We start from the raw sequence: 16,401 nt of genomic DNA, 5'->3' as shown, positions 1-16,401 counted from the left end.
CTGCCTGCGGTGGCGCTTTGCTTTGGGCACCGGTCCATCGGTACAGAACTTGCTCTGAAACCCCGGGCGACGGCTTCACAGCCCGTCGCAGTTTCAGAACAAAGGTTTCCCCCACGATGCAAGCTGCCGGTGTTTCCATGGACTTGTCGCCTCTGGTGAAGCGCTGCGTGTTCCGCTCGAATGCGCGGGTCGACACCCACCACCAGGTGGCGGGCGAGTTTTCCGACCATGGTTTGCAGTGGTGCCGCGGCAATGTGGACACGGCCTTGTTCAAGACCACGGTGCGCCAGTTGCAGGTCTTCATGCTGCAATATGGTGCGGAAGTCGAGATCCGGCCCCGGCCGTTTGACGACTTTTTGCTGGTCCACATGTCTTTGGCCGGCACGGCCGACATCGATTCCGACGGCCGCCGCGTGCACCTGCGGCCCGGTGCTGCGGCCATTCTGGCGCCGCGGCGCAATCTGCATATGCGCTGGCAGCAGGGCGCGCGCCAGTTCATCCTGAAGGTGCCGCGCCAGCTGCTGGCTGGCGCTGGGACTGAGGCTCCGCTGGGCCCGTCGGTGCAGCAGCTGACCGATATGCAGGGCCTGCAGTGGCAGTTTTTGATGCAGTCGCTGCTGCACGTGACGAATCTTCCCTCCGAGAACCCGGCCCATGGAGTGTGGGTTGACCATTTGGAGCGCAACGTGGCCTTGTTTCTGTCGTCTCGCCCGGATGCCGGGCCGGTGGTGCAGGACGTTACCGAGGATGCCGCGACGGGCAGCGATCTGCAGCGCCTGGACAAGCTCGAAGCCTTCATGCGCAGCCGCCTGTGCGCCCCGATTGCGCTGGAAGACCTGGCCCGGGCCGCGGGTGTCAGCGTGCGTTCGCTGAACATGCTGTGCCAGCGTCACCATGCGCAGTCGCCCATGCTGCTGCTGCGCAATATGCGGCTGGATGCGGCGCACACCCGGCTGATGGCCCAGCCCGGCGCGTCGGTGACCGAGATCGCGTTCGAATACGGCTTTGGCCACCTGGGCCGCTTCTCCCAGTACTACAGCCAGCGCTTTGGCGAACTGCCCCGGCATACCGTGCAGGCCTGTGTTTTGCCAGAAACGGATAAGGCGCGCCGCATCTCTGCCATTTGAGGATAGCCCCGGGCAGGGGCCACTTCTAGCATGGGGACATCACCACACCCGAGGTCCCGCCCCATGTCTGATGCGACTTTAGAAGCCCCGATCGCCTTCCACCCCCGACCCGACAAAGCCAGTCAGCGGCCCGTGCTGTTCCCCCAGCCGGACGGTGCGGAAGTGCCGTACCAGGTGTTCAGCTCGCAAGAGGTGTACGACCGCGAGCAGGAGCGCATTTACCGAGGCCCAGTCTGGAATTTTCTGGGCCTGGAGGCCGAGATTCCGAATGTGGGCGACTTCAAGTCCACCTTTATCGGCGACACGCCGGTGGTGGTGACGCGCACACCTGAGGGCCTGGCCTGCTGGGTCAACCGCTGCGCCCACCGCGGCGCCATGGTCTGCCGCGAAAAGCGCGGCAATGCGGCCAGCCATACCTGCGTCTACCACCAGTGGAGCTTTGCTGCCAATGGGGACCTGCAAGGCGTGCCGTTTCGCCGCGGCCAGAAGGGCATGGTCGGCATGCCCAAGGACTTCAAGCCGCAAGAGCACAACCTGCACAAGCTGCGCGTGGACAGCTACAAGGGCCTGCTGTTCGCCACCTTCCGCGATGACACGCCACCGCTACCCGACTACCTGGGCGCCGAGATGCGGCCCTGGATAGACCGCATCTTCCACAAGCCCATCGTCTATCTGGGCTGCACGCGCCAGTACTCCAAGTCCAACTGGAAGCTGTACTTCGAGAACGTCAAAGACCCGTACCACGCCAGCCTGCTGCACCTGTTCCACACCACCTTCAACATCTTCCGTGTCGGCATGAAGGCGCGCTCGATTCCCGACACCACACACGGCCTGCACAGCATCATCACCGTGACCAAGCCCGAGGTGGATACCGATACCGCGGCCGCCTACAGCGCGCAGAACATCCGCTCCATGGACGAAGGCTTTGCGCTGGAAGACCCGGCGCTGCTGGGGCAGATCCAGGAGTTCGACGAGATGACCACCAACCACATCCAGCCGATCTTTCCGCAGCTGGTGGTGCAGCAAATCCACAACACCCTGGTGGCGCGCCAGCTGCTGCCCAAGGGGCCGAGTAACTTCGAACTGGTGTTCCATTTCTTTGGCTATGCCGACGACACCCCCGAGATGCGCGAGCTGCGCATGCTGCAGGCCAATTTGGTCGGCCCGGCCGGCTATATCTCGATGGAAGACACCGAGGCCACCGAGCTGGTGCAGCGCGGCACGGTGCGCGACGGCGACAAGCATTCCTATATCGCCATGGCCCGCGAAGCGCCCGAGCAGATGGACACGGTGATCACCGAAAACCTGATCCGCCGTTTCTGGGTCGGCTACCAGAAGCTGATGGGTTATTGAAAGAGAACCGCACCATGATGAATAACCAAGAACGCATCCAGCTCTGGACCGAGCTGCTCGAACTACAGCACCGCTACGTCAACGTGCTGGACAACAACCGCCTGGAAGAGTGGCCGGGCTTCTTCGTCGAAGACTGCCGCTACGAAATCATCCCCAAGGAGAACTTCGACGCCGGCTTCCCTGTGCCCATCATCTACTGCCGCAACGCCGGCATGCTGCGCGATCGCGTGCTGTCGCTGCGCAATGCCAACATCTATGAAGACCATGTGTACCGCCACGCCACCTCGGGCTTGGTGATCACCTCGGTGGCCGATGGCGTGGTCAGTACCGAGTCCAGCTACATCGTGGTCATCACCAGCCAGGCCGGCGAATCCAGCGTCTACCAGGCCGGCAAGTACCTGGACGAGGTGGTCCAGCTGGACGGCGCCTGGCGCTACCGCAGCAAGCGCGTGGTCTACGACACCTTGCGCGTGCCCACCTTGCTGGCCACCCCGATCTGAAAGGCAGAGATATGCAAGCAAACCAAGATACGGCCGTGGCGGCCTGGCACGACGTGGGCGAGCCCGATGACTTTCCTGATGGCGCCGTCTGGCCGGTGCTGGCCGATGGCCTGCCGGTGGCGGTGTTCCGCCAGGGTGAAGACCTGTTCGCGCTGTACGACCTGTGCACCCACGGGGCCGCCAAACTCTCCGACGGCTATGTGGAGGACGGCTGTGTGGAATGCCCCTTGCATCAGGGAACCTTCGATATTCAGACCGGCGCACCCTGCAAAGCGCCGGCCACCGAAGCGGTGCGGACCTTCCCGGTGCGCGTCGTGGCGGGGCGGGTGGAAGTGTCGGTGTAAAGACCTGTAACCTCTCCCCTGGCTAGCTGTTTGCATTTACCCCATTTGACCAAGGATTGATGATGACGCGTATCGCTTTGAAAACCTCCCGCCTGCGCCAGGCGTCCCTGACCCTGCTGGCCTCGGCCTGCATACTGGCACCCGCTTGGGCTGCGCCCGTCAAGGTGGGTATCGCGCTGGATGTCTCCGGCCCGTTCGCCGGTCCGGGCGCCGAAGCCCGCGACGGCTTCAACCTGGCCATCAAGCAATTGGGCGGCAAACTGGGCGGCCAGCCGGTGGAATTCATCCAGACCGACATGGCCGGCAGCCCCGACCAGGCCAAGCAGCTGGTAGACCGCTTTGTGCAGCGCGAAAAGATCGACCTGTTCACCGGCCCCATCGCCTCCAACGTGGCGCTGGCCGTGGCTCCCACGCTGTTTGCCGCCAAGGTGCCGTATCTATCGAACAACGCCGGTCCCAGCCAGTTTGCCGGCGCCCAGTGCAATGCCTTCTTCTTCGGCACCGCCTACCAGAACGACCAGTTCCACGAGGCCGCCGGCAAGTTCGCCGACGACCAGAAGTTTGGCCGCATGGTGCTGATTGCCCCCAACTACCCGGCGGGCAAGGACGCGCTGACCGGCTTCAAACGCAAGTTCAAGGGCGTGGTGGCCGACGAGATGTACACCAAGCTCGGCCAGATCGACTACGCCACCGAACTTGCCCAGCTGCGTGCCGCCAAGCCGCAGGCGCTGTACTTCTTCCTGCCCGGAGCCATGGGCATCAACTTCATCAAACAGTTTGTCGGCGCCGGCCTGTCCAAGGACATCACCCTGGTGACCAGTGGCTTCTCGGCCGATGAAGACGTGATCACCGCCGTGGGCGACCCGATGCTGGGCCTGTTCAATACCTCGCACTGGGCCTATGACCTGGACAACGCCGCCAACAAGGCCTTCGTGGCAGCCTTCCGCAAGGAATACGGCGGCCGCCTGCCGTCGCTGTACGCCGCCCAGGCGTTTGACGTGATCGCTGCCATGGACGCCGCCGTCAAGGCCGTGGGCGGCAATGTGGCCGACCGCGAGGCGCTGACCAAGGCCTTGGCCAAGGCCCAGTACGCTTCGGTGCGCGGTAACTTCAAGTACGCCAACAACCACTATCCGGTGGAGAACTTCTACCTGCGCACCATCGGCAAGAACGCTGAAGGCCGCGTCACCAACAAGACCATCAAGACCCTGCTGGAAAACTATGGCGACAGCTATGCCGCCCAGTGCCCCTTGAAGTAAATCTTGCTGCCCCAGGTTCCCCACGATGAATCCCATTCTGGTTATCGAGCAGTTGCTCAACGGCGCGGGCTACGGGCTCATGCTCTTCTTGATCGCCGCCGGGTTGACGCTGGTGTTCGGCATCATGGACGTGATGAACCTGGCCCACGGCTCGCTGTTCATGCTGGGCGCCTATGTGGCGGCCCAGGTGCACGTGCACAGCGGCTCTTTCTTCGGTGCGGTGTTTGTGGCGATAGCCGCCACCGTGCTGGTGGCCCTGCTGCTGGAGCTGACGCTGATGCGCCGGCTCTACGGCCGTGACCACCTGGCCCAGGTGTTGGCCACCTTCGGGGTGATTCTGGTGGCCGACGACCTGGTCAAGATGGCCTGGGGCCCGTCGCCGGTGATGGCGCCCACGCCCGCAGCCTTGTCCGGCCCGGTGGACCTGTTTGGGGTGCTGCCATACCCGTCCTACCGCCTGGTGGTGCTGGGCGCCGGGGTGGCGGTGGCCTTGCTGCTGTACCTGCTGGTGAACCATAGCCGCATGGGCATGCTGGTGCGCGCCGGTGCCTCAGACCGCTGGATGGCCGAGCTGATGGGTGTGCGGGTCAAGAAGGTGTTCAGCGGCGTGTTTGCGCTGGGTGCGGCGCTGGCCGCCTTGGCCGGCGCACTGATGGGGCCGATCATGGCGGTGCAGGTGGGCATGGGTGAATCCATCCTGATCCCGGCGCTGGTGGTGATCGTGATTGGCGGCATCGGTTCGGTGCGCGGCGCCTTCGTGGCCAGCTTGCTGGTCGGACTGGTAGACACCATAGGGCGGGCCTTCTTGCCCCTGCTGCTGCGCGCCACCTTGCCGCCTGCCGTGGCGGCCGATCTGGGTCCTTTGTTTTCCGAAGTGGCGATGTACGCCCTGATGGCCGCGGTGCTGAGCTTTCGGCCGGCTGGTTTGTTTTCTGCGCGGGCCTGATACCAAATGGCAACCAATTTTTCTTCTTCCTGGCGCAGCGCGCTGGTACCGCTGGCCGTGCTGCTGGCCCTGGCCTTGTTCCCCCTGGCGGCGGCGCCGCTGGGGCTGGATTTTTACGTGGGCTTTGTGCGCCGCATGCTGGTGTTCGCGCTGGCAGCGGCCAGCCTGAACTTCATCATGGGTTTTGGCGGCATGGTCGCGCTGGGCCATGCAGGCTTTGTCGGCGTGGGCGCCTATACGGTGGTGGTGCTGACGGACGCCGGCGTGGCCTCGGCCTGGCTGGTCTGGGGCGCGGCCATGCTGTTTGCGGCCCTGGCAGCGGCGCTGGTGGGCGCTGTGTCGCTGCGCACCAAGGGCGTGTACTTCATCATGATCACGCTGGCGTTTGCGCAGATGCTGTACTTCGTGTTCGTCTCGCTGCGCAGCTACGGCGGCGACGACGGCTACAGCCTGCCCATGCGCCCCGGCCTGGGGCAGGGCCTGGACGTCATGCACGAGCCCACCCTGTACTGGGTAGTGCTAGCCCTGGTGGCGCTGGCCTTGTGGTGGCTGGACCGCGCCACCGGCTCGCGCTTCGGCACGGCGCTCATCGGCATCCGCGACAACGAAACCCGCATGCGCGCACTCGGCTACCCGGTGTATCTGCTGCAGTTGGTGGCTTTCATGCTGGCCGGGGCCATGGCCGGCCTGGCCGGCGCGCTGCTGGCTACCGGCAATAGCTTTGTCAGCCCGTCGATGATGCATTGGACCCAGTCGGCCACCTTGATCGTGATGGTGGTGATCGGCGGCCTGGGCCGGCGCTGGGGCGGGCCGGTGGGCGCGGTAGTCTGGCTGGCGCTGGAAGAAGCGCTGAAGCTGAACACCGACTACTGGCATCTGCCGCTGGGCGTGCTGCTGATCGCCACGGCTCTGTATGCCCCCAAGGGCTTGGCTGCCTTGCTGGAATGGCGCTCGGGGAGGGCGGTATGAGCTTGTTTCGCGTAGAAGGCCTGGTCAAGCGCTTTGGTGGTTTGCTGGCCACCGACCATGTGAGCCTGGAAGTCGCGCCGGGCGAAATCCATGCGCTGATCGGCCCGAACGGCGCCGGTAAAACCACGCTGGTGAACCAGATCTCCGGCCTGTTGCAGCCCGATGCGGGCCGGGTCCTGCTGGACGGCCTGGACCTGACGCCGCTGCCCATGCACCGGCGCGTGGCGGCCGGTTTGTCGCGCTGCTTCCAGGTGACGCGCATCTTTCCGCAGCAGTCGGTGCGCGACAACCTGCTGCTGGCGGTGCAGGCGCATGCGGGCAGCAGCTTCCGCTTTCTGCAGCCGCGCAGCCAGGTGCGCAGCCTGTATGTGGCGGCCGAGCAACTGGCTGAACGCGTGGGTCTGCAGCACAGCCTGGATCGCATGGCCGGCGCCCTGCCGCACGGCGCGCAGCGCACCCTGGATGTGGCGCTGGCCCTGGCGGCCGCGCCGAAGCTGCTGCTGCTGGACGAGCCCATGGCCGGCATGGGGCCGGACGAATCGGCGCAGATGGTGACCCTGATCGAAGCCCTGCGCCAGGACATGGCGGTGCTGCTGATCGAGCACGACATGGAGGCGGTGTTCCGCCTGGCCGACCGCATCTCGGTGCTGGTCTACGGCAAGGTGCTGACCGTCGGCACACCCGACCAGATCCGCAACAACCCCGAAGTCCAGGCGGTCTACCTGGGAACGGAAACCGTATGAGCACCCCTGAACCTTTACTGAGTTGCCGCAGCATCGAGGCCGGCTACGGCGCCAGCCAGGTGCTGTTTGGCATCGAGCTGAATATCCAACCGGGCGAGGTGGTGTCACTGCTGGGGCGCAACGGCATGGGCAAGAGCACCACTATCAAAACCATAGTGGGTGCACTAGCACCGACGGGCGGCGAGGTCTGTTTTGAAGGTCAATCTTTGCGCGGCATGCGCCCGGATGCGATTGCCCGGCTCGGCCTGGCCATCGTGCCCGAGGGCCGCCATGTGTTCCCCAACCTCACGGTGCGCGAGCACTTGCTGGCCTTTGCCGACAACCGCAACGGCCTGCGCGACACCTGGGACCTGGCGCGCATCTACGCAGTGTTTCCGCGCCTGAAGGAGCGCGAGAACAACCTGGGCAACCAGCTGTCGGGCGGCGAGCAGCAGATGTTGGCCATCGGCCGCGCCTTGTCCACCAACCCGCGCTTGCTGATTCTGGACGAGGCCACCGAAGGCCTGGCCCCGGTGATCCGCGAGGAAATCTGGCGTTGCCTGGCCACTTTGAAGGCGGCTGGGCAAACCATTCTGGTGGTGGATAAATACGTGCACCGCCTGGTCGGTTTGGCGAACCGGCATTTCATTCTGGAACGCGGCCGGGTCGTGTGGCAGGGCGACTCCGACGCCCTGAACGCCGACCGCAGCCTCTGGTCCCGCTACCTCACCGTTTAAAGGTTTCCCCATGCTGGATATTGCCGAAGACCGGCCGGTCGCAGCCGCGCTGCGCGCCCACGCCATCAGCTTGTTCCCCAGCGGAACCTGCTTCAGCGCGCAAGAAGGCGAGAGCGTGCTGGATGCGGCCGCCCGCGCCGGCCTGCTGCTGCCGCACCAATGCAAGACCGGCAGCTGCGGCGCCTGCAAAGCCCGGGTGCTGATTGGTGACACACAGCTGCTTAATCCCGATGCGCCCGCACTGAGCGCCGAGGACGCCGCCCAGGGCCTGTGCCTGTTGTGCTGCACCAGCGCCAGCAGCGCCCTGCAGCTGGAGTGCGCCGAGATTCCGCACATTCCCGGCATCGAGGTGCGCAAGCTGCCGGTGCGCGTGGCGGCGATGGATCGGCTTGCGTCCGACGTGATCCGCCTGCAGCTGCAGCCACCCGCGGGCCAGCGCCTGCACTACGCGGCCGGCCAGTATGTGGACATGCTGCTACCGGGCAACCGGCGGCGCAGCTATTCGCTGGCCACGCCACCCGGCGCCGACCTGCTGGAGCTGCACATCCGCCACTTGCCCGGTGGGCTGTTCACCGACCAGGTGTTCGGCATACTCAAGGCCCGCGACGTGCTGCGCATCGAAGGGCCGTTCGGCACCTTCGGCATGCACAGCCCCAGCCAGGCACCGGCGATCCTGCTGGCCAGCGGCACCGGCTTTGCGCCCATCAAGGCCCTGGTCGAGCGGCTGATCGCCGAGGGCAGCCAGCGGTCGATCAGCCTGTACTGGGGCGGGCGCAGCCGGCAGGATCTGTACCTGCATGATTTGTGCGTGCAGTGGCAGCAGGCGCTGCCCGGGCAGTTCCACTATGTGCCGGTGCTGTCCGACGCATCCGCTGCCGACGGCTGGACTGGCCGCACCGGCTGGGTGCACCAGGCCGTGCTGCAAGACCACCCCGACCTGTCCGCCCACGAGGTCTATGCCTGTGGCGCACCGCCCATGGTTGACGCGGCGCGGCGCGACTTTGCTGCACACTGCGGCATGCGCTCGACCGCCTTTTTTGCCGATGCCTTTGTTGCCCAAGCCAGCTAAGACCCTATGACTTCTACCTCCATCCCTGCCGCCGTCCACAGCTATTACGACCGCCAGTACAACGCCCGCGCCTCCGTCCAGGATGTGGGCCTGGCGCTGGCCCAGTACCGCGAGCAGAGCGCGCCGGTGCTGGCCTGGCCGCAGCGCGTGGCCAACCAGCGCTATGGCCAGGGCGCGACCGAGCTGCTGGATATCTATCCGGCCGATGTACCCAATGCCCCGGTGTTCGTCTTCATCCACGGCGGCTACTGGCGCGCGCTGAGCAAGGAAGACTCGGCCTGCGTGGTGCCAGCCTTGCACGCGGCCGGCGTGACCGTGGTGGTCATCGATTACGACCTGATGCCCGCTGTGTCCATGGACCACATCGTTGACCAGGTGCGCAAGGCCACGGCCTGGGTGTTCCATAACATTGCCGGTTTTGGCGGCGATCCGCAGCGCATCTACGTGTCCGGCAGCTCGGCCGGCGGCCATCTGGCCGGCATGCTGGTTACCGGCTATTGGCATGCCGACTACCAGGTGCCCAGCGATGCGGTGAAGGGCGCGGTGCTGCTCAGCGGCCTGTTCGACCTGCAGCCGCTGACGGCATTGCTGCCCAATACCTGGATGCAGATGGACGAGGCCTGCGCCATGCGCAACAGCCCGCGTTTTGCGATTCCACCGGGCGATGCGCGGCAGGGCTGCCGCATCCTGGTGTGCTGCGGCGAGTACGAGAGCCGCGAATTCAAGCGCCAGTCGACCGATTTTCTGCAGGCCTGGAACGCCCGTTGCTTACCCGGTGACTGGGTCGAAACCCCGGGTACCAACCATTTCGACCTGGTGCTGACGCTGGCCGACCCGGCCTCGCCGCTGTGTGTGGCGACGCTGCAGATGCTGGTGCAGTGCCAGCCAGCCGCTTAACTTTTGAGGAACCACTGTGCATTTCTGCAAACTATCCCGCCGCATGGCGTTCACATGTATCGCGCTGGCGGCTGTATCGGCCACGTCGGTCATGGCGCAAAGCGGCGCACCCATCAAGATCCTGGTGGGCTATGCCCCCGGTGGCAGTACCGATGTGATCGCCCGCCATCTGGCGCTGGGTCTGCAGCAGGAGCTGGGCCGGCCGGTGATCGTCGAAAACCGCCCCGGCGCCGGAGGCCAGATAGCGGCCCAGGTGCTGAAGGCTGCCAAGCCCGACGGCCAGACCCTGTTCCTGTCGAACAGCCACACGGTGGCGATGATTCCGCTGACGGTGCTGAACCCCGGCTTCGACACCGCGAAAGACTTTGCGCCGGTCGGCCTGGTGGCCGTCAACCCGGATGTGTTTGTGATCAACCCCGCGGTCGTTGGCAACCCGGCGGCCGGGCTGCGCGAGTTTGCCCAGTGGGCCAAGGCCAATCCGGGCAAGGGCAATGTCGGTGTGCCGGCGCCGGCCAGCGCGCCGGACTTTGCAGTCGACGTGGTGTCTAAAGCCCTGGGCTCGGACCTGAAATCCGTGCCCTACCGCGGCGACAGCCCGGTGGCGCAGGATCTGATGGGCGGGCAAATTCCCGCTGGCATCGGCTCGGTGGGCGCGATGCTGCCGCATGCCAAAACCGGCAAGATCCGCATCGTCGCCGTCAATGGCACGACGCGCCTGCCGTTGCTGCCCGATGTACCGACCTACGCCGAGCTGGGCATCAAGGGTTACGAGGAAGTGATTTTCACCGCGATGTTTGCACCGGCCGGCACGCCGGCGGCGCTGCTGCAAAGCTACAACGCGGCGATCAGCAAGCTGGTGAAGTCGCCCGATTTTGCCGACAAGCTCAGTGGCCTGGGCATCACGCCGCTAGCGAGTACGCCGGCCGAGCTGGAGGCACGGGTCAGCCATACCCACGAGGCATGGACCCGGATGGTAAAGAATGCCGGCTACCAGCCGCAATAGGCTGGTGCTACATAAATAGTAGCTGCTGGCGCTGGTGGAATATGCGCCAGAGGCCTATTTCTTCATATTCTTGATGGCCAGGGCCGCCTGGTGCACCAGGGCCGGGCCTTGGTAGATCAGCCCGGTATAGATCTGCACCACGTCAGCACCAGCTTCGATCTTGGCCACTGCGTCGGCGGCGCTCAGGATGCCGCCCACGCCGATGATGGGGAAGTCCCGGCCCAGGGCGGCGCGCAGCTGTTGGATCACGCGGTTGCTCAGTTCGCGCACCGGTGCGCCGCTGAGGCCACCGGTTTCTTCACCATGCGCCATGCCTTTGACCGCGTCGCGCGACAAGGTGGTGTTGGTGGCGATCACGCCGTCCATGCCGTGGCGCTGCAGGGTCGCGGCGATCACCGCCACCTGGGCTTCGTCCAGGTCCGGGGCAATCTTCACGAAGATCGGTGTGCGTTTCAGGTGCTCCAGGGCCAGTACCGCGCGGCGTGCGGAGATGGCGCTGAGCAGGCCGTCCAGCGCCTCGTCGCTTTGCAGCGCGCGCAGGTTCTTGGTGTTGGGGCTGGAGATGTTGACGGTCACGTAGTCGGCATGCGGGTACACGCCGTCCAGCGCCAGCAGATAGTCCTCGGTGGCGCGCTCGATAGGGGTGGCGGCGTTCTTGCCGATGTTCAGGCCCAGCAACATGGGTTTGCCCTGGGCCTTGCTGCGGAAGCGGGCGCGCTGCACATTGGCCACAAAGGCCTCCAGCCCGCCGTTGTTGAAGCCCAGGCGGTTGATCAAGGCCTGGGCCTCGGGCAGGCGGAACATGCGCGGCTTGGGGTTGCCCGGCTGGGCCAACGGCGTGACGGTGCCGACCTCGACAAAGCCAAAGCCCATCGCACCCAGGCCGTCGATGCAGCGCGCGTTCTTGTCCAGCCCTGCGGCCAGGCCGACCCGGTTCGGAAAATACAGGCCGGCCAGGGTCACGTGGTCGTTCACCATGGGCTGGCGGTAGATGCATTCCAGCACCGTGCCCTGGGTGCGGGCGATGGCGTTCAGGGTCAGGTCGTGCGCGGCTTCGGGGTCCAGGCCAAACAAAAACGGACGGGCCAGGGCATACGGTAGGAGGGACATTGGATAATTCCGGGGTTCTGCATATTGTTACTACCCCGGATTTTCACAGATGACACAAGCCTCCCCCGCATTGACCCAAGACGAACTCAAAACCCTGGTCGGCCAGGCCGCGCTGCAATACGTGCTGCCCGGCAGCATTGTTGGCGTGGGCACGGGCTCCACCGTCAATAAATTCATCGACGCACTGGCCACCATCAAGGACCAGGTCAAGGGCGCGGTGTCCAGCTCCGAGGCCAGCACGGCGCGGCTCCAGGCACTGGGGATTCCGGTGCTGGACTCGAACGAGGTGGACGAGCTGGCGGTGTACATCGACGGCGCCGACGAGATCGACCACCAGGGCCATATGGTCAAGGGTGGCGGCGCGGCGCTGACGCGCGAGAAGATCGTGGCCGCCCAGTCGCTGCAGTTCATCTGCATTGCCGACGAAAGCAAGCTGGTCAAGACCCTGGGCCAGTTTCCGCTGCCGGTCGAGGTGATTCCGATGGCCGCCAAGCGCGTGGTGCGCCAGTTCGCCGCCCTGGGCGGTGTGGCCACCATCCGCTTGAAGGACGGCCAGCCGCTGGTCACCGACAACGGTCAGATCATCCTGGACGTGATCGGCCTGCAGATCAGCGATCCGCTGGCTTTCGAGTCGCAGGTGAACCAGTGGCCTGGCGTGGTGACGGTCGGCGTGTTCGCCCACCAGAAAGCCCAGGTCTGCCTGCTGGGCACAGCAGAGGGCGTGAAGACCCTCGTTTTCTAACTGGTTAGAACTGGATACCGGCCGGGTTGCGGCTGGTGTCCACCGGCTGCGCCTGCGGTTGCTGTACCGGCGCGGGTGCCGGGGCGGCGGCGGGCGCTGCAGCTTTGGCGACCAGCGGCGTGGGCGCAGCGGGCCGGTAGGTGGCGGGCAGCACCGAGCTCTTGGGGTAGGCCGCTGCATCCAGGTACTGCGTCCATTCCACGTCCGAGAAGCCTTTGAGCTGCTGGCCGCCGATGGTGCCAAACGGCAGGCTTGTGTCGCCGCTGATGCGCTTCAAGGCGTCGGCGTCTTCGTTGCTGTTGACGGTGCGCTCGGTAAACGGCACGCCGCGCGAGGTCAGCAGGTTGCGCGCGCTGGCGCAGGGGCCGCAGCTGGCACTGGTGTAGAGCGTCACCGGGTAGCGCTGCACTACTTCTTTCAACTCGAAGGGCAGGGCGGCCGCGTTGACGCTGCTGCTGCCGCCAGCACCGGCGGTGGTGACCTTGGCTTTGCTGCTAGGCGGCGGAGGCTGGTCCGAGAACGACACCTTGCCGTCCGGTCCGACGATGCGGTACACCGTCTGCGCCTGGGTGCTGCCGGCGGCCAGGGCCAGTACGGCACAGGCCAGGGTGGTGGTGAACGGGGTAGGGCGCATTGTCTGGTTCCTCTTAAATTTCGGCCATGCCCTGGTGGCGCAACAGCGCGTCCAGCGTGGGCTCGCGGCCGCGGAAGGCTTTGAACGATTCCATGGCCGGGCGGCTGCCACCGGCTTCCAGAATCGCCTGGCGGTATTTTCGCCCGGTTTCGATGTTGGGCAAGCCGTCGCTACCCGCGGTTTCTTCAAATGCCGCATAGGCGTCGGCGCTCAGCACTTCGGCCCATTTGTAGCTGTAGTAGCCGGCCGCATAGCCGCCGGCAAAGATATGGCTGAAGGTGTGGGCGGTGCGGCTGAAGGCCGGGGCCTGCAGCACGGCGATCTCAGTGCGTACCTGGTTCAGCAGCGGCATGAAGTCCTGGGCCGGATCGTGCTCGGTGTGCAGCAGCATGTCGAACAGCGAGAACTCGATCTGGCGCAGGGTTTGCAAGCCGCTCTGGAAGTTCTTCGCCTCGGTCATTTTGTCGAACAGTGCGCGCGGCAGGGCTTCACCGGTCACCACGTGGGCCGTCATGTGCTTGAGCACATCCCATTCCCAGCAGAAGTTTTCCATGAACTGGCTGGGCAGCTCGACCGCATCCCATTCGACGCCGCTGATGCCGGACACATCGCGCTCGTTCACTTGCGTGAGCATGTGGTGCAGGCCGTGGCCGAATTCGTGGAATAGGGTGGTCACGTCGTCGTGGGTCAGCAGCGGGGGCTGGCCGTCCACTCCGTCGGCAAAGTTGCACACCAGATGCGCCACCGGGGTTTGCAGCTGGCCGGTATCGGGGCGCAGCCAGCGGGCGCGCACATCGTCCATCCAGGCGCCACCGCGCTTGCCGGTGCGGGCCGGCTGGTCCAGGTAGAACTGGCCGACCAATTGGCCGGCGCGTTCGATGCGGTAGAACTCGACCGAGGGGTGCCACACCGGCGCGCTGTCCTTGTAGATCGCCACTTCAAACAGGGTTTCGATGATCTTGAACAGGCCGGCCAGCACCTTGGGCGCGGTGAAATACTGTTTGACCTCTTGCTCGCTGAAGGCGTAGCGGGCTTCCTTGAGCTTTTCGCCCACATAGGCCCAGTCCCAGGGCTGGGGATCGGTCAGGCCCAGGTGCTCGGCGGCAAAAGCGCGCAGGTCGGCCACGTCTTTCAGCGCGTAGGGCCGGGCGCGGGCGCCCAGGTCGCGCAGGAAGCGGGTCACCTCCAGCGGCGACTTGGCCATCTTGGGCACCACCGAGACTTCGCCGAAGTTCGCGTAACCCAGCAGCTGGGCTTCTTCGCGGCGCAGCGCCAGGATCTCGCGGATGATGGCCGAGTTGTCGAATTTGACGGCCTCGCCCTCGGCCTGGTCGGAGGCGCGGGTCACGTAGGCGCGGTACAGGCGCTCGCGCAGCGGGCTGCTGGTGGCGAACTGCATCACCGGCAGGTAGCAGGGCATCTTCAGCGTCAGCTTGTAGCCGTCTTTGCCCTCGGCCTGGGCGGTGGCGCGGGCGGTCTGCTGCACATCGGCGGGCACGCCGTCGAGCTCGTCGGCGGCCGCGTAGTAGGCAAAGGCGTCGGTCGCGTCCAGGGCGTTTTCGCTGAACTTCTGGCTGATCTCGGCCTGGCGTTCCTGGATGCGGGCAAAACGTTCTTTGGCTTCACCCACCAGATCGGCGCCGCTGAGCACGAAATTGCGCATGGCGTTGCGGTGGGCTTGCTGCTGCTCGGGGTTCAGGCTGGCCGGGTCGACGGCCTTGTACTTGGCGTACAGGCGCTCGTCGGCGCCCAGGCGGGTCCAGAACTCGGTGACGCGGGGCAGGGCCTCGTTGTAGGCGGCGCGCAGGGCCGGGGTGTCGGCCACGCTGTTCAGGTGGCTGACGGCGCCCCAGGCGCGGCCCAACTGCTCGGTGCTGACATCCAGCGCCTTGGCGATCTCGGTCCACTGCGCGGGGAAGTCCGGCTGGGTCACCGTGTCCAGCGCGGCGTTGGCACGGGCCAGCAGCTGGTCGAGTGCGGGGCCTACGTGTTCGGGCTGGATCTGGTCAAACAGCGGCAGATCGCCAAAATCTAACAAGGGATTATCGAGCAGTGGATTGGTCATGGTGTGGATGTGGCGTTGAACTCTATCGATTCAAGAGCTGGCAGAACGTTCCGCAGCTTCCATGGTGTTGACCAGCAGCATGGTGATGGTCATCGGGCCGACACCGCCAGGCACCGGGGTGAGGTGGCTGGCCACGGCTTTGACGCCGTCGAAGTCCACGTCGCCGCAGAGCTTGCCCGCATCGTCGCGGTTCATGCCCACGTCCAGCACCACGGCGCCGGGCTTGACCATGTCAGCCGTGAGCACATTGCGCTTGCCCACGGCGGCGACGATCACGTCGGCCTGCAGGGTCATGGCTTTCAGGTCTTTGGTGCCGCTGTGGCAGATGGTGACCGTAGCGTTCTTTTGCAGCAGCATCAGCGCCATAGGTTTGCCGACGATGTTGCTGCGGCCGATGACCACCGCATGCTTGCCGCGCAGGTCGTAGCCAATGCTTTCCAGCATCTTCATGCAGCCGTAGGGGGTGCAGGGCCAAAAGCCGGGGGCACCGGTCATCAGTGCGCCAGCGCTGGCGATGTGGAAGCCGTCTACGTCCTTGGCGGGGGAGATGGCTTCAATCACTTTTTGCGCGTCGATGTGCGCGGGCAGCGGCAGCTGTACCAGGATGCCGTGGATGGCCGGGTCGTGGTTCAGCGCGTCGACCCGGGCCAGCAGGTCGGCTTCGGATAGGTCGGCGTTGTATTTTTCGAGTACCGAGTGCAGGCCGCTGTCTTCGCAGGCCTTGACCTTGTTGCGCACATAGACCTGGCTGGCGGGGTTGTCGCCGACCAGCACCACGGCCAGGCCGGGCGTGGTGCCGCGGGCGCGCAGGGCGGCGGCACGGGCGGCTACGTCCTGGCGCAATTGTTTGGACAGGGCATTGCCATCGATCAGTTCAGCGGTCATCGTTCAAAAATATAAGTAAAAACGCCCGTTGACGCAGAT

The 16,401-nt window shown here is 65.3% G+C and carries 17 protein-coding genes; 13 read left to right on the top strand and 4 right to left on the bottom strand.

Features of this window, described 5'->3' with window-relative positions:
* The first annotated feature begins 137 nt into the window (after window positions 1-137).
* From BLT66_RS03255 to BLT66_RS03200, 12 genes are all read left to right on the top strand, one after another.
* On the top strand, window positions 138-1,127 hold the full coding sequence (locus BLT66_RS03255) for an AraC family transcriptional regulator (protein ID WP_255406742.1): 990 nt from the start codon (window positions 138-140) through the stop codon (window positions 1,125-1,127).
* Window positions 1,128-1,190: 63 nt separating this feature from the next.
* A complete protein-coding gene (andAc, locus tag BLT66_RS03250) occupies window positions 1,191-2,480 on the top strand; it encodes an anthranilate 1,2-dioxygenase large subunit AndAc (RefSeq protein ID WP_255406741.1) in 1,290 nt (429 codons plus the stop codon).
* A 14-nt stretch (window positions 2,481-2,494) separates the two neighbouring features.
* The gene (gene andAd, locus BLT66_RS03245; RefSeq protein WP_092755669.1) at window positions 2,495-2,980 is read left to right on the top strand and encodes an anthranilate 1,2-dioxygenase small subunit AndAd; all 486 of its coding nucleotides are present in this window, start codon (window positions 2,495-2,497) and stop codon (window positions 2,978-2,980) included.
* An 11-nt stretch (window positions 2,981-2,991) separates the two neighbouring features.
* On the top strand, window positions 2,992-3,324 hold the full coding sequence (gene andAb, locus BLT66_RS03240) for an anthranilate 1,2-dioxygenase ferredoxin subunit AndAb (protein ID WP_092755667.1): 333 nt from the start codon (window positions 2,992-2,994) through the stop codon (window positions 3,322-3,324).
* Between the two features lie 62 nt (window positions 3,325-3,386).
* Window positions 3,387-4,583, top strand: coding sequence for an ABC transporter substrate-binding protein (locus tag BLT66_RS03235; protein WP_092756988.1), 1,197 nt, complete (start codon window positions 3,387-3,389; stop codon window positions 4,581-4,583).
* 25 nt (window positions 4,584-4,608) lie between these two features.
* On the top strand, window positions 4,609-5,529 hold the full coding sequence (locus tag BLT66_RS03230) for a branched-chain amino acid ABC transporter permease (RefSeq protein ID WP_092755665.1): 921 nt from the start codon (window positions 4,609-4,611) through the stop codon (window positions 5,527-5,529).
* A gap of 6 nt (window positions 5,530-5,535) precedes the next feature.
* Complete coding sequence (locus BLT66_RS03225; protein WP_092755663.1) at window positions 5,536-6,498, top strand: branched-chain amino acid ABC transporter permease; 963 nt, start codon at window positions 5,536-5,538, stop codon at window positions 6,496-6,498.
* Entirely contained in the window at window positions 6,495-7,241 is a 747-nt protein-coding gene (locus BLT66_RS03220) for an ABC transporter ATP-binding protein (RefSeq protein ID WP_092755661.1), read from the top strand. The genes BLT66_RS03225 and BLT66_RS03220 overlap by 4 nt, the downstream gene beginning before the upstream one ends.
* Entirely contained in the window at window positions 7,238-7,957 is a 720-nt protein-coding gene (locus tag BLT66_RS03215; RefSeq protein ID WP_092755659.1) for an ABC transporter ATP-binding protein, read from the top strand. The genes BLT66_RS03220 and BLT66_RS03215 overlap by 4 nt, the downstream gene beginning before the upstream one ends.
* A gap of 10 nt (window positions 7,958-7,967) precedes the next feature.
* Window positions 7,968-9,026 (top strand): CDP-6-deoxy-delta-3,4-glucoseen reductase, encoded by a 1,059-nt coding sequence (locus BLT66_RS03210; RefSeq protein WP_092755657.1) that lies wholly within the window; start codon window positions 7,968-7,970, stop codon window positions 9,024-9,026.
* A 6-nt stretch (window positions 9,027-9,032) separates the two neighbouring features.
* Entirely contained in the window at window positions 9,033-9,923 is an 891-nt protein-coding gene (locus BLT66_RS03205; RefSeq protein ID WP_092755655.1) for an alpha/beta hydrolase, read from the top strand.
* Window positions 9,924-9,966: 43 nt separating this feature from the next.
* Complete coding sequence (locus tag BLT66_RS03200) at window positions 9,967-10,926, top strand: Bug family tripartite tricarboxylate transporter substrate binding protein (protein ID WP_092755653.1); 960 nt, start codon at window positions 9,967-9,969, stop codon at window positions 10,924-10,926.
* A gap of 54 nt (window positions 10,927-10,980) precedes the next feature.
* On the opposite strand, the gene BLT66_RS03195 is transcribed toward BLT66_RS03200, so the two are convergent.
* The gene (locus tag BLT66_RS03195; protein WP_092755651.1) at window positions 10,981-12,036 is read right to left on the bottom strand and encodes a quinone-dependent dihydroorotate dehydrogenase; all 1,056 of its coding nucleotides are present in this window, start codon (window positions 12,034-12,036) and stop codon (window positions 10,981-10,983) included.
* Window positions 12,037-12,085: 49 nt separating this feature from the next.
* On the opposite strand from BLT66_RS03195, the gene rpiA reads away from it, so the two are divergent.
* The gene (rpiA, locus tag BLT66_RS03190; protein ID WP_092755649.1) at window positions 12,086-12,778 is read left to right on the top strand and encodes a ribose-5-phosphate isomerase RpiA; all 693 of its coding nucleotides are present in this window, start codon (window positions 12,086-12,088) and stop codon (window positions 12,776-12,778) included.
* A 4-nt stretch (window positions 12,779-12,782) separates the two neighbouring features.
* Here the strand turns inward: rpiA and BLT66_RS03185 are convergent, their stop codons facing one another.
* The 3 genes from BLT66_RS03185 to folD are packed head-to-tail and all read right to left on the bottom strand — an operon-like array spanning window position 12,783 to window position 16,362.
* Window positions 12,783-13,412 carry a glutaredoxin family protein gene (locus BLT66_RS03185; RefSeq protein WP_092755647.1) on the bottom strand — a complete coding sequence of 210 codons (630 nt, stop codon included), beginning with the start codon at window positions 13,410-13,412 and terminating at the stop codon, window positions 12,783-12,785.
* A gap of 13 nt (window positions 13,413-13,425) precedes the next feature.
* Complete coding sequence (locus BLT66_RS03180; protein WP_092755645.1) at window positions 13,426-15,477, bottom strand: M3 family metallopeptidase; 2,052 nt, start codon at window positions 15,475-15,477, stop codon at window positions 13,426-13,428.
* A gap of 30 nt (window positions 15,478-15,507) precedes the next feature.
* Window positions 15,508-16,362, bottom strand: a complete 855-nt coding sequence (gene folD, locus BLT66_RS03175; protein WP_092755643.1) for a bifunctional methylenetetrahydrofolate dehydrogenase/methenyltetrahydrofolate cyclohydrolase FolD — start codon at window positions 16,360-16,362, stop codon at window positions 15,508-15,510.
* Window positions 16,363-16,401 lie beyond the last annotated feature (39 nt).

It is taken from the genome of Rhodoferax sp. OV413, assembly GCF_900104385.1.
GTDB lineage: Bacteria > Pseudomonadota > Gammaproteobacteria > Burkholderiales > Burkholderiaceae_C > Rhodoferax_B.
The sequence above is the reverse complement of the archived record's forward strand: the minus strand, read 5'-3'. Positions and strand labels throughout refer to the sequence as shown.

Coding starts and splice junctions, on each gene's coding strand:
- BLT66_RS03255 (WP_255406742.1), top strand. CDS start 138: ATGGACTTGTCGCCTCTGGTGAAGCGCTGCGTGTTCCGCTCGAATGCG.
- andAc (WP_255406741.1), top strand. CDS start 1,191: ATGTCTGATGCGACTTTAGAAGCCCCGATCGCCTTCCACCCCCGACCC.
- andAd (WP_092755669.1), top strand. CDS start 2,495: ATGATGAATAACCAAGAACGCATCCAGCTCTGGACCGAGCTGCTCGAA.
- andAb (WP_092755667.1), top strand. CDS start 2,992: ATGCAAGCAAACCAAGATACGGCCGTGGCGGCCTGGCACGACGTGGGC.
- BLT66_RS03235 (WP_092756988.1), top strand. CDS start 3,387: ATGACGCGTATCGCTTTGAAAACCTCCCGCCTGCGCCAGGCGTCCCTG.
- BLT66_RS03230 (WP_092755665.1), top strand. CDS start 4,609: ATGAATCCCATTCTGGTTATCGAGCAGTTGCTCAACGGCGCGGGCTAC.
- BLT66_RS03225 (WP_092755663.1), top strand. CDS start 5,536: ATGGCAACCAATTTTTCTTCTTCCTGGCGCAGCGCGCTGGTACCGCTG.
- BLT66_RS03220 (WP_092755661.1), top strand. CDS start 6,495: ATGAGCTTGTTTCGCGTAGAAGGCCTGGTCAAGCGCTTTGGTGGTTTG.
- BLT66_RS03215 (WP_092755659.1), top strand. CDS start 7,238: ATGAGCACCCCTGAACCTTTACTGAGTTGCCGCAGCATCGAGGCCGGC.
- BLT66_RS03210 (WP_092755657.1), top strand. CDS start 7,968: ATGCTGGATATTGCCGAAGACCGGCCGGTCGCAGCCGCGCTGCGCGCC.
- BLT66_RS03205 (WP_092755655.1), top strand. CDS start 9,033: ATGACTTCTACCTCCATCCCTGCCGCCGTCCACAGCTATTACGACCGC.
- BLT66_RS03200 (WP_092755653.1), top strand. CDS start 9,967: ATGGCGTTCACATGTATCGCGCTGGCGGCTGTATCGGCCACGTCGGTC.
- BLT66_RS03195 (WP_092755651.1), bottom strand. CDS start 12,036: ATGTCCCTCCTACCGTATGCCCTGGCCCGTCCGTTTTTGTTTGGCCTG.
- rpiA (WP_092755649.1), top strand. CDS start 12,086: ATGACACAAGCCTCCCCCGCATTGACCCAAGACGAACTCAAAACCCTG.
- BLT66_RS03185 (WP_092755647.1), bottom strand. CDS start 13,412: ATGCGCCCTACCCCGTTCACCACCACCCTGGCCTGTGCCGTACTGGCC.
- BLT66_RS03180 (WP_092755645.1), bottom strand. CDS start 15,477: ATGACCAATCCACTGCTCGATAATCCCTTGTTAGATTTTGGCGATCTG.
- folD (WP_092755643.1), bottom strand. CDS start 16,362: ATGACCGCTGAACTGATCGATGGCAATGCCCTGTCCAAACAATTGCGC.